We start from the raw sequence: 11707 nt of genomic DNA, 5'->3' as shown, positions 1-11707 counted from the left end.
ACCCCTGACCCCTGACCCCTGACCCCTGACCCCTGACCCCTGACCCCTGACCCCTGATATGCCCTGGCAATCCGTCCGTCTTCTCGTTGATTCCAAACAGGCCGAACTGCTGTCCGACGCGCTGATGGAAGCCGGCGCGCTGTCGGTGTCGCTGGAGGACGCCGACGCCGGCACGGTGGACGAAACGCCGCTGTTCGGCGAACCGGATTACCCGTCTGCCGAACTGTGGCCCCACAGCATCGCGCTGGTGCTGCTGGATGAACACGCCGATGTGGCTGAAACGCTGGCGGCGGCGGCGAAACTGGCGGGCGTTCCTGTTCCCGCCGAGTACACAGTCGAAACCGTGGCCGAGCAGGACTGGGTACGGCTCACCCAATCGCAGTTCGATCCCATCCCGATCTCGCCGCGGCTGTGGATCGTGCCGACCTGGCACACCGCGCCCGACAGCCGCGCGATCAACCTCAAGCTCGATCCCGGCCTCGCCTTCGGCACCGGCAGCCACCCCACCACGCGGCTGTGCCTGCGCTGGCTCGATGACCATCTCGCCGGCGGTGAAACGCTGCTGGATTACGGCTGCGGCTCCGGCATCCTCGCCATCGCCGCCGCCAAGCTGGGCGCGGCGCGGGTCGACGGCGTCGATATCGACGCGCAGGCGGTCACCGCCTCGCACGACAACGCCGCGCTGAACGACGTGGCCGCGCACTTTTGCCTGCCCGGCGAACTCGCGCCGGGGCAGTACGATATCGTCGTCGCCAACATCCTCACCAATCCGCTCAAGGGCATGGCGCCGCTGCTCGCCGGCCGGGTGCGCGCGGGCGGATGGCTGGTGCTGTCCGGCATCCTGGCCGAACAGGCCGAAGACGTAATGGCGGTCTACCGCGACTGGTTTGTATTCGATCCCCCGGAAATTGACGAGGGCTGGGTGCGCCTGGCGGGCACCAAAGCGTGAACTACCGCACCACCTGCCCGCAATGCGCCAGTGTGTTCCGCCTCGGGGCGGACCAGTTCGAAGCCGCACAAGGCTGGGTGCAGTGCAGTGTGTGCGGGGCCGCCTTCGATGCGCGCCCGAGCCTGCTCATGGAAGACGGTTCGCCGCTTCCCCTGGTGGCCGAACCCGAGCCCATTGATGTGCTGCCATCGCCTGAAATCGCGCCGCCTGCGGAACTTGAGGCAACCGAACCTGAGCCCTCAACGACCGAGGAAACGCCAGAGGCCGTTCTTGACGCAGAAGACGCCGCAGTCACTGACATGCCGCGCGGCATCGCCCAGCGCGAAGTGTCGCTCGACCTGCCGTCGATCATCCTCATCGACCCGGATATTCCAGTGCCGGACGACCCCGGCCCATTGCCGCAGTTCTACCCTGCGCCTGCGTATCCCCGCGCGCCGGACGCGCCCGTGTACCCTTTCACCCCCATCGCCCCCGCTGCGCCATCCCCGCCTACGGCACGCATCGAATATGCGGCCCCGCTACGCGACGCGGCGCGCATCCCGTCCGCGCCGCGTCGCGTCAACCCCTGGGTGTGGAGCGTGGCCAGCGTCCTGTTGCTGCTGGTGCTGCTGGCGCAGACCGCCTACTTCCTGCGCGACACCCTGGTCAGCCGGCTGCCGCAGACCCGCCCCGCCTTCGAGCAGGCCTGCGCCGTGCTGGGCTGCACGCTGTCCCTGCCGAAAAATCTGGCGCTGCTGCAAATCGTCGGCTCCGACCTGCAGACCGAAACCAGCGGCCGCCTGAATCTCGTCCTCACCCTCGGCAATCGCGCCAACCATGCCCAAGCCTGGCCGATGCTGGTGCTGACCCTGACCGACCAGCGCAACCGCCCGCTGGCGCGCCGCAGCTTCGCCCCCAGCGAATACCTCGGCGACACCCAGCGCATCGCCGCCGGCATGCCGCCGCGCAGCGAGCAGGCCCTGAGCCTGCCGCTGACCGTACGCGACCTGGCGCCCATGGGCTTCGATCTGCAGCTGACCTATTAAGTCGCCACCCAGGCTGGCTGGCCTGACGCTTCTTCGGTATAGTGCGCATTCCCGTTGCGGGAGAGCGCATGCACCGCATGCCGCCGAAGGCGTAACCCACCCGGAATCGCTCAGGCAACAAGGACCGCAACGCCAGGGCGTGTTGAGTTAACACGCCCCAAGAACACTCTGGAGAGCGCGGTTTTCAAGCCGCCACCGAAGGGGCAGCGGCCCAGGCTTCATCACCCAGCGCGCCGTAATCTCTCAGGTACCAAGGACAGAGGGGTGAAGCGAATCCGCGCTTCACCCTTTTTTTATTTTTGGTTGCCCCATGACGAATCAAGCAGCGCTCAAACAAACCCCGCTTAACGCCACCCATCGCGAACTCGGCGCCAAGATGGTTGATTTCGGCGGCTGGGACATGCCGGTCAACTACGGCTCGCAGATCGAGGAACACCACACCGTGCGTTCCGGCTGCGGCCTGTTCGACGTCTCCCACATGCTGCCGCTCGACATCCGCGGCGCCAACGTGCGCGCCTTCCTGCGCCTGCTGGTGGCCAACAATGTCGACAAGCTGCAGGTGTCCGGCAAGGCACTGTATTCGTGCATGTTGAACGAGGCCGGCGGCGTCATCGACGACCTCATCATCTACTTCATGGACGAGGGCTGGTTCCGCCTGGTGGTCAACGCCGGCACCGCGGAGAAGGACCTCGCGTGGATGGAAAAAATGAACGCCGACTGGGACATGGGGCTCACTCTCACCCCACGCCGCGACCTCGCGATGATCGCCATTCAGGGGCCGAATGCAACGCAGGCGCTGAACGAGGCGCTGCCCGGCGTCGACAGCATCACGGCGAACCTCAAGCCCTTCAACGCCGCCGCCATGGGCGAAATGTTCATCGCCCGCACCGGCTACACCGGCGAGGATGGCTTCGAGGTAATGGTGCTGGCGAAATCCGCGCCCTTCTTCTGGAGGGCGCTGATGGAAGCCGGCGGCAAGCCGATCGGCCTCGGCGCACGCGACACCCTGCGCCTTGAAGCCGGCATGAACCTCTACGGTCAGGACATGGACGAAACCACATCGCCGCTGGAATCGGGCCTGGCGTGGACGGTGGACCTGAAGACTGAACGCGACTTCGTCGGCCGCAAGGCGCTCGAATCGAGCGAAATCACCCAGCAACTCGCCGGCCTCTTGCTGCTCGACAAAGGGGTCTTGCGTAGCCACCAGAAAGTCATCACGAAAAACGGCGGAGGCAAAATTACCTCCGGCACCTTCTCGCCTACACTGCAGCAATCCATCGCGCTCGCCCGCATCCCGCTCGGCATCGCGCCGGGCGAGATTGTCGAGGTCGAGATCCGCGACAAGAAGCTGAAAGCCAAAGTGGTGAAATATCCGTTCGTGCGCAACGGCAAGGTTTTGATTTAGGAGGGATCAGGATTCAGGGGCCAGGGGTCAGGGAAAACAGCGCGGCGCAGCCGCTCATTCCCTGAATCCTGAATCCTGATCCCTGACCCCTGGAATACAACTCGACCAGGAATACACAACATGACCATCCCCGCTGACCTCAAATACACCCCCAGCCACGAATGGGTGCGCGTCGAAGCCGACGGCACGCTGACCGTGGGCATCACCCACCACGCGCAGGATCTGCTGGGCGACATGGTGTTCATCGAAACCCCCGCCGCCGGCCGCACGCTGGCCAAGGGCGAGGAATGCGCGGTGGTCGAATCGGTGAAGGCCGCATCCGACGTCTACGCCCCGGTGGCCGGCGAAGTGATCGCCGCCAATGCGGAAGTCGAAGCCAGCCCCGAGTCGGTGAACAAGGACGCCTACAGTGCATGGATGTTCAAGCTGAAGCCGGCCAATCCGGGCGACGTCGCCGGACTGCTGGATGCCACGGCGTACCAGAAACTGGTCGAGTCGGAAGCGCATTAATGGGGTCAGGATTCGGGGGTCAGGGGTCAGGGAATGTGCGGCTACGCCGCGCTGCACCTGAAGCCGGGCACTGAATCCTCCCCCTGAATCCTGATCCCTGAATCCTGACCCCTAAGCAAAATGCCCTTCATTCCCCACACTGAAGAAGACGTCTCCGCCATGCTCGGCGCCATCGGCGCCGCCAGCATCGAAGAGCTGTTCGACGAAATCCCGCCCGCGCTGAAAACCGGCAAACTGAAAGATGTGCCGGATGGATTGCCGGAAATGGCGGTGGCGCGGCTGATGCAGGAACGCGCGTCGGCCGACGGCTTCTGGTCCAGCTTCATCGGCGCGGGCGTCTACGAGCACCACATCCCGGCGGCGATCTGGCAGATCACCACGCGCGGCGAGTTCTATTCCGCCTACACGCCCTACCAGGCGGAGGCGAGCCAGGGCACGCTGCAGCTGATCTACGAATACCAGACCATGATGACCCGGCTGACCGGGCTCGACGTGTCGAACGCCTCCTTGTACGACGGCGCCTCGGCGCTGGCCGAAGCGGTGCTGATGGCGGTTCGCTCGCACAAGACTTCGCGCCGCGTGCTGGTGCCGAAGACGGTGCACCCGATCTACCGCCGCGTGGTCGATACGACGGTAAAGAACCAGGGCATCGAACTGGTCGAGCTCGCCTACGACCCGACCACCGGCCACACCGTGCTGCCGGCCGACCCCGGCAGCTTTGCCGGACTGGTGATCCCGCAGCCCAACTTCTTCGGCGTGCTGGAGGACGTGCACGCCATGACCGACTGGGCGCACGACAAAGGCGCGCTGGCGATCGCGTTGGTCAACCCCACCACGCTGGCGGTGCTGGAAGCGCCCGGCCAGTGGGGAAGCCGCTCTAATCAAGGCGGCGGTGCCGACATCGCGGTGGGAGAAGGCCAGCCGCTAGGCGCGCCGATGGCCTCGGGCGGGCCCTACTTCGGCTTCATGTGCTGCCGTCAGGCGTTCGTGCGGCAGATGCCGGGACGCATCGTCGGCCGCACCGTCGATCTCGACGGCAAGCCGGGCTTCACCCTGACGCTGCAGGCGCGCGAGCAGCACATCCGCCGCTCCAAGGCCACTTCCAACATCTGCACCAACCAGGGCCTGGTGGTCACCGCTGCGACGCAATACATGGCGCTGCTGGGGCCGCAGGGGCTGGCGAAAGTTGCATCCGTCAGCCATGCCGGCACCGTGGCGCTGGCTGAAAAGCTGGCAGCGATCCCCGGCGTGACGCGTGCGTTCACTTCACCGTATTTCCACGAAGTGGTGCTAAAGCTGAACGACAACGCCAGGGACGTGCTGCGCGCGCTGCGCGCCCAGGGCATCCTCGGCGGACTGGATATTTCCGGCTGGTATCCTGAGCTCGGGCATGCGATCCTGGTGTGCGTCACCGAAACCAAGACCGCGGCCGACCTCGACCACTATGCGCAACACATGGAACGTATCCTGTCGAAACGGCGCGAGGCGCCGCCGTGCGCGTACAAGAACTGACACGCTTTCACCACAGAGACACAGAGGCACAGAGAAAAGCCATGCAAGACTTTGATTTGAATACCTCTGTGTCTCTGTGCCTCTGTGGTTAATGGATTTTTAGGAGAATGAACATGGCAGTCACCCTCGGCGGCACCCCCATCGACGTCGCAGGCACCTTCCCCAAGGTCGGCGACACCGCGCCCGACTTCAAGCTGGTCAACAAGGATCTGGCTGATGTCTCGCTGGCCGATTTCGCCGGCAAAAAGAAAATCCTCAACATCGTGCCCAGTCTCGACACCCCGGTGTGCGCGACTTCGACGAAGAAATTCAACGACGCTGCCATCGGCAACACGGTAGTGCTGATCATCGCAGCCGACCTGCCGTTCGCGATGAGCCGCTTCTGCGGCGCCGAAGGCACCAACAACGTGGTGACGCTGTCGACCATGCGCGGCGCCGAATTCATGAAGAACTACGGCGTCGCCATCAGCAGCGGCCCGCTTGCCGGCATCACTGCGCGCGCCGTGGTGGTGCTCGACGAGAACAACAAGGTGCTGCATGCCGAACTCGTTCCCGAGATCAAGCAGGAGCCGGATTACGACGCCGCGCTGGCTGCACTAAAATGAGGGCTCAGGGGTCAGGATTCAGGGGTCAGGGGTGGAAGCGGCTTCGCCGCGCCATTTCGATTCCGGTTTTCCCTGGCCCCTGAATCCTGAATCCTGACCCCTGACAACCATGCTGATATTCGACCACTCCCGCCCCGGCCGCACCGCTACCGCCCAACTGCCCGCCGCCGGCGGCAGCCTCGACGATCTGCCCGCGAACCTGCGACGCCGCGACGCACCTGCCTTGCCCGAAGTCTCCGAGCTCGACGTGGTGCGCCACTACACGCGGCTTTCGCAGAAGAACTTCTCGATCGACACGCAGTTCTACCCGCTCGGTTCGTGCACCATGAAGTACAACCCGCGCGCGTGCAATTCGTTGGCGATGCTGCCGCAGTTCCTGGCGCGCCATCCAGCGAGCCCGGACGAAACCGGGCAGGGCTTCCTCACCAGCATGTTCGAGCTGCAGGAAATGCTGAAGGACGTCACCGGGATGGCGGGCGTATCGATGGCGCCGATGGCGGGGGCGCACGGCGAATTCGCCGGCGTGGCGATGATCCGCGCCTACCACGATGCGCGCGGCGACACCGCGCGCCGCGAGATGATCGTGCCGGACGCGGCGCACGGCACCAACCCGGCGAGCGCGGTGATGTGCGGCTACACAGTGAAGGAAATCCCAACCGATGCGAGCGGCAGCATCGACCTTGCAGCACTCCGGGCCGCGGTCGGCCCGCAGACGGCCGGCCTGATGCTGACCAACCCGTCGACCCTCGGCGTGTTCGAGAAGACCATCGCCGACATCCAGAAGATTGTGCACGACGCCGGCGGCCTGCTGTATTACGACGGCGCCAACCTCAACGCGATTCTGGGCAAGGTGCGCCCCGGCGACATGGGCTTCGACGTCATCCACATGAACCTGCACAAGACCTTTTCCACCCCGCACGGTGGCGGCGGACCGGGCGCAGGTCCGGTGGGCGTGGCCGAGCGACTACTGCCGTTCATGCCGATTCCGCTGGTACTGAACGAGAACGGTTTTTACCGGCTGGCGACCGAGGCCGACCTGCCGCAGTCGATCGGCCGCATGTCGGCCAATATGGGCAACGCCGGCGTGCTGATGCGCGCCTATGTCTACGCGCGCCTGCTGGGCCGCGAGGGCATGCACCGCGTCGCCGAATACGCCACGCTCAACGCCAACTACCTGATGGCCAGGCTGCGCGAGGCCGGGTTCGATCTCGCCTTCCCCGAGCGCCGCGCCAGCCACGAATTCATCGTCACCCTGAAAAAGCTGAAGGACACCACAGGCGTTTCCGCGATGGATTTCGCCAAGCGCCTGCTCGATTACGGTTTCCATGCGCCGACCACCTACTTCCCGATGCTGGTGCCCGAGTGCCTGTTGATCGAGCCGACCGAGACCGAGAGTCGCGAGACGCTCGACGGCTTTGTCGAGGCGATGATCACGATCAAGCGCGAGGCCGAAACCAGCCCCGATCTGGTCAAGGGCGCGCCCTACAGCCTGCCGGTGCGGCGGCTGGACGACGTCAGGGCCGCGCGCGAACTCGATCTCGCCTACAAGCCCACGGCATGAGCGATCCCGTCAGCCCGTTCAAGGGCAAGACCGGCCTGCAGCGCGTGCTGAACGCGGCGGGCTACTCGTGGGCCGGCCTCAGCGCCGCGTTCAGGCACGAGGACGCGTTCCGCCAGGAAGTGTATCTGGCGCTGCTGCTGATTCCGCTGGCGCTGGTCCTGGGGGATACGGGTATCGAGCGCGCGTTGATGGTCGGCGCAGTGCTGGGCGTGCTGATCGTCGAGCTGCTGAATTCGGCGGTCGAGGCCGCGGTCGACCGCATTTCGCTGGAACATCACCAACTCATCAAGCGCGCCAAGGACATGGGCAGCGCGGCGGTGATGATCGCGCTCGTCAACGTCGCGGTGGTCTGGGGGCTGGTGCTGCTGGGCTGACGCCTAACAAAAACCGTGCCCTATTTTCGCCGCGGCCTCAAGTTGCGGCGTTCTTGGCCGGAATAGGCGGGATATCTCTCTTTTCAGTGCCCCCGTGAACCTCAAGCCCGTCTTCCTCCTGCTCGGTCTGTGTCATGCCGTTTCCGCCGCAGCCCTCGGATTGGGCGAGATCAATGTGCGATCGCACCTGGGTCAACCGCTGCACGCCACCGTCACCCTGCTGGGCGCCTCGGCGGAAACAACGGCGGCTTGCTTCAGCCTCGATGCAAGCGCGGATGGCATCGCGCCGCCACCGCGCGCGCAGTTGAGCCTCCAGCGGGAGGGCGGCCAGACCCTGCTGCATATCCGCACCGTCCAGTCGATCAATGACCCCATTGCGCAGTTTGTGCTGGTTTCCGACTGCGAGGCGCGCTTGCAGCGCGACTACGTGGTGCTGCTCGATCCGCCTGCGCAGGTTACGCCCGCCATCAGCCAGGAGGTGCCCGCTGCCGCCACCCAAACGGCCGCAGCCGTCATCGCAGCGCCTGCACCACGCACCACTCGTCCCCCACGCAAGGCCAGGCCTGCGCCGGTTGTCGCCTCACGCCCGGCTGGTGCCAGCGCGCGCCAGCCTGCTGCCGCACCGCCACGCCCACAGACCGATGCCACGCCGCGACTGGTGCTGTCCGGAAAGCGCAGCGCGCCCCGCGTGGCCGATGCGCCCGTTGCGTTGCGCCTCGATACCCGTCTGCCGGACTTGGCGCGCCCACGCCCCGCAAGCCTGACCGCCGCCGAACTGTCGGACGAAAACACGGCGCTTGCCCGCAAGCTCGCGCACCTGGAGGCCCAGCTGGCTGCGCTGCAGCAGCGCCATGCGGCACTCGAGGCCCGGCGCGCCATGGCACCCACGGCAATCACGCCGCCGCCCAAACAGCCTGCGCAATGGCCCCTGTACCTGCTGGCCATCGGCTTGCTCGGCACGGCCATCGCGCTGATCGCCTGGCTGCCGCGCCGCAGCCGTTCGCCTCGGGTCGCCATACAGGAAAACGCACCAAGGACACCACCGGATGCGGCGATGATGACGCTGTCCGACATCACCGCCGGGCCACAGGCCGAACAACCGCCCGCCCCCCAGCGGATGCCGGAAATCGCCCAGCCGCCACGCAGTGAAGACACTGAGGTCAAGGATGACATCCTCGATCAGGCCGAAGTGTTCATGGCCCACGGCCATGGCGATCTCGCGGTCCATCTGCTGCAGGAACACCTGCGCGAAGCGCCGACCGAATCGCCGGTGCCGTGGCTGCTGCTGCTCGACCTGCTGCACCGGGAAGGCAACACCGAAGCGTATGCCGCCGCCAGCGCCGAGTGCCGCCGTTATTTCAACATCAACCTCACGGGCCATCCAATTTCGCAAGAAAACGAAGCCGGCCGTGGGCTGGAAGCCTATCCACACCTGCTGGAAGAACTGGTGAACGTGTGGAACACGCCGGACATCAACGCATTCTTCCACGACCTGATTTACGACGATCGCGGCGGCACGCGGATGGGCTTCGAACCGGCTGCCTACCGCGACATCCTGCTGTTGCGGGAGATCGCGCGCGACGCGCTGCCGCTCGCCGCCTGAGCGGCTTCACCAAACCGTCACCCCGGCTTCATTTTTTTGTCGCATACCGGGCGCATGCTCTGCGCCATGGATGCAGCCGAATTCACCTGCCAGACTCTGCCGTCGATGCGCCCGCAGCTGCGCATTGCGATGGTGACCGAGACCTATCCGCCCGAAGTCAATGGCGTGGCGATGACGCTGGGCCGCCTGGTCAACGGCCTACAGGTCCGCAATCACCAGGTGCAGCTGATTCGGCCGCGCCAGCATGCGGACGACCAGCCCCAGCCCACCGCAACCCTCAGCGAACATCTGCAGCGCGGCATCGCCTTGCCGCGTTACGACGGCCTGAAGATGGGCCTGCCGGCGAAAGCCGCGCTGACCCGGCTATGGACGAAGCAGCGTCCCGACGTGGTGCAGATCGCCACCGAAGGCCCGCTCGGCTGGTCGGCGCTGGCGGCGGCCAACAAGCTGCGCCTGCCGGTGGCGAGCGACTTCCACACCAATTTCCACAGCTACAGCAGCCACTACGGCTTCGGCCTGCTGCGCCGCGCCATCGTCGCCTATCTGCGCAAATTTCATAACAAGGCCGCCGTCACCCTGGTGCCGACCGAGGGCATCCGCCGCGAACTACTCGGCTACGGTTACGAGAACATCGAGATCATCGGCCGCGGGGTCGACACCAAGCTGTTTCATCCCGGCCGCCGCGACCCGGCCCTGCGTGCGCGCTGGGGCATGAGCGAGAACGATACGGTAGCGCTGTATGTCGGGCGCCTGGCCGCCGAAAAGAATCTGGCGCTGGTGTTTCGCGCCTTCGATGCCATGCGCGAGACGCACCCCGCCAGCCGCCTGGTGCTGGTGGGCGACGGCCCCGAGCGCGCCAGCTGGCAGTCCAGGCGCCCGGATGCGATTTTCTGCGGCACCCAGATCGGCGAGACATTGGCGGCGCATTACGCCTCCGCCGATGTATTCCTGTTTCCCAGCCTGACCGAAACCTGGGGCAACGTGACCATCGAGGCCATGGCCTCCGGCCTCGCGGTGGTCGCCTACGACTGCGCCGCCGCCGAGGAAGTCATCCGCCACGGCGAAAACGGCCTCAAGGCGCCGCCCGAGGACGAGGCCGCGTTCATCGCCCAGGCCGTGGCGCTGGCCCCCGCCACCGCACTGCAGCGCCGTCTCGGCACCGCAGCCGCCGTGCGCGCCGCGCAATTGTCGTGGGACGCCATCATCGACAGCTTCGAGCAGGTGCTGCTGCGGCTCGCCCAGCCCCAGCCCGCGCCCGACGAACAGCTGGACTGGTCATCCGCCGCCCGCACCGGTTGATAAGGAGCCCACCATGCAGCGCCACCTGAGTCTTGCCGCCCATCACGGCCTCAATCGACTGGCCGCACGCGAACACGCCTTCCTTGCGCGCCTCAACGGCGTGCACCTGCCCGGCTGGGAAGTCGGTCTGCTGCGGCTCGCCAGCCGCGCGGGCGACGGCATCTTCTGGTATGCGCTGATGCTGGCGCTGGTCGCCTGGCAGGGCCAGGAGGCGCTGCCGGCGGTGCTGCACATGATCGTGGCGGGCCTGGCCGGCACGCTGATCTACAAGTGGCTGAAAGGCGCCACCGAGCGCCCGCGCCCCTATCAGGCCTGCCCGACGATCTGCTGCCTGACCGCCCCGCTCGACCGCTTCAGCTTCCCCTCCGGCCACACCCTGCACGCCGTGGTGTTCAGCCTCGTCGCCACCGCCTATTACCCCGCGCTCGGCTGGCTGGTATGGCCGTTCACCGCGCTGGTCGCGTTATCGCGCCTGGTGCTGGGACTGCACTACGTGAGCGATGTGCTGGTGGGCGCGCTGCTGGGCGGGACGGTTGCCGCGCTGGCACTGGCCTTGTGAAGGCATACTAAAAACTTTCACCACAGAGGCACAGAGATATGTCCCGAAGGGACGGTATCCCTTGGAACACAGAAAAACCCGTGGGTTGGGTCGGGTTAAATCCAGCTTGATCCGACAGGTGATCGCACAGCCTGCCTCGATGTCCTGTTTTTCCTCTGTGCCTCTGTGCCTCTGTGCCTCTGTGCCTCTGTGCCTCTGTGCCTCTGTGCCTCTGTGCCTCTGTGCCTCTGTGCCTCTGTGCCTCTGTGCCTCTGTGCCTCTGTGCCTCTGTGCCTCTGTGCCTCTGTGCCTCTGTGCCTCTGTGC

General features: G+C 65.8%; 11 protein-coding genes and 2 riboswitches. All 11 genes read left to right on the top strand.

Going from position 1 to position 11707, the window contains the following annotated elements; genetic code table 11:
• Positions 1 to 58: 58 nt before the first annotated feature.
• The 11 genes from prmA to ABW22_RS05335 all read left to right on the top strand — a co-directional run bounded on the left by prmA (position 59) and on the right by ABW22_RS05335 (position 11402).
• A complete protein-coding gene (gene prmA / locus ABW22_RS05385; RefSeq protein WP_059752861.1) occupies positions 59 to 949 on the top strand; it encodes a 50S ribosomal protein L11 methyltransferase in 891 nt (296 codons plus the stop codon).
• Complete coding sequence (locus ABW22_RS05380; RefSeq protein WP_059752858.1) at positions 946 to 1974, top strand: zinc-ribbon and DUF3426 domain-containing protein; 1029 nt, start codon at positions 946 to 948, stop codon at positions 1972 to 1974. The genes prmA and ABW22_RS05380 overlap by 4 nt, the downstream gene beginning before the upstream one ends.
• A 47-nt stretch (positions 1975 to 2021) precedes the next feature.
• Positions 2022 to 2111, top strand: a riboswitch (glycine riboswitch).
• 21 nt (positions 2112 to 2132) lie between these two features.
• Positions 2133 to 2244: riboswitch (glycine riboswitch) on the top strand.
• 40 nt (positions 2245 to 2284) lie between these two features.
• Positions 2285 to 3379, top strand: coding sequence for a glycine cleavage system aminomethyltransferase GcvT (gcvT, locus tag ABW22_RS05375; protein WP_059752854.1), 1095 nt, complete (start codon positions 2285 to 2287; stop codon positions 3377 to 3379).
• A gap of 120 nt (positions 3380 to 3499) precedes the next feature.
• The gene (gcvH, locus tag ABW22_RS05370) at positions 3500 to 3889 is read left to right on the top strand and encodes a glycine cleavage system protein GcvH (protein ID WP_059752851.1); all 390 of its coding nucleotides are present in this window, start codon (positions 3500 to 3502) and stop codon (positions 3887 to 3889) included.
• Between the two features lie 120 nt (positions 3890 to 4009).
• Positions 4010 to 5401, top strand: a complete 1392-nt coding sequence (gene gcvPA, locus ABW22_RS05365) for an aminomethyl-transferring glycine dehydrogenase subunit GcvPA (RefSeq protein WP_059752848.1) — start codon at positions 4010 to 4012, stop codon at positions 5399 to 5401.
• 113 nt (positions 5402 to 5514) lie between these two features.
• Positions 5515 to 6006 (top strand): thiol peroxidase, encoded by a 492-nt coding sequence (tpx, locus tag ABW22_RS05360; protein ID WP_059752846.1) that lies wholly within the window; start codon positions 5515 to 5517, stop codon positions 6004 to 6006.
• Positions 6007 to 6115: 109 nt separating this feature from the next.
• Positions 6116 to 7567 (top strand): aminomethyl-transferring glycine dehydrogenase subunit GcvPB, encoded by a 1452-nt coding sequence (gcvPB, locus tag ABW22_RS05355; protein WP_059752843.1) that lies wholly within the window; start codon positions 6116 to 6118, stop codon positions 7565 to 7567.
• Positions 7564 to 7941 (top strand): diacylglycerol kinase, encoded by a 378-nt coding sequence (locus ABW22_RS05350; RefSeq protein ID WP_059752840.1) that lies wholly within the window; start codon positions 7564 to 7566, stop codon positions 7939 to 7941. Before gcvPB ends, ABW22_RS05350 begins: the two co-directional genes overlap by 4 nt.
• 94 nt (positions 7942 to 8035) lie before the next feature.
• Positions 8036 to 9544 (top strand): FimV family protein, encoded by a 1509-nt coding sequence (locus ABW22_RS05345; protein ID WP_082708545.1) that lies wholly within the window; start codon positions 8036 to 8038, stop codon positions 9542 to 9544.
• Positions 9545 to 9610: 66 nt separating this feature from the next.
• Entirely contained in the window at positions 9611 to 10843 is a 1233-nt protein-coding gene (locus tag ABW22_RS05340; protein WP_059753664.1) for a glycosyltransferase family 4 protein, read from the top strand.
• A gap of 13 nt (positions 10844 to 10856) precedes the next feature.
• Positions 10857 to 11402, top strand: a complete 546-nt coding sequence (locus ABW22_RS05335; RefSeq protein WP_059752838.1) for a phosphatase PAP2 family protein — start codon at positions 10857 to 10859, stop codon at positions 11400 to 11402.
• Positions 11403 to 11707: the final 305 nt, after the last annotated feature.

Source organism: Thiobacillus denitrificans (genome assembly GCF_001530125.1).
Lineage (GTDB): Bacteria > Pseudomonadota > Gammaproteobacteria > Burkholderiales > Thiobacillaceae > Thiobacillus > Thiobacillus denitrificans_C.
This window is presented reverse-complemented; position numbering and strand designations above follow the sequence as displayed.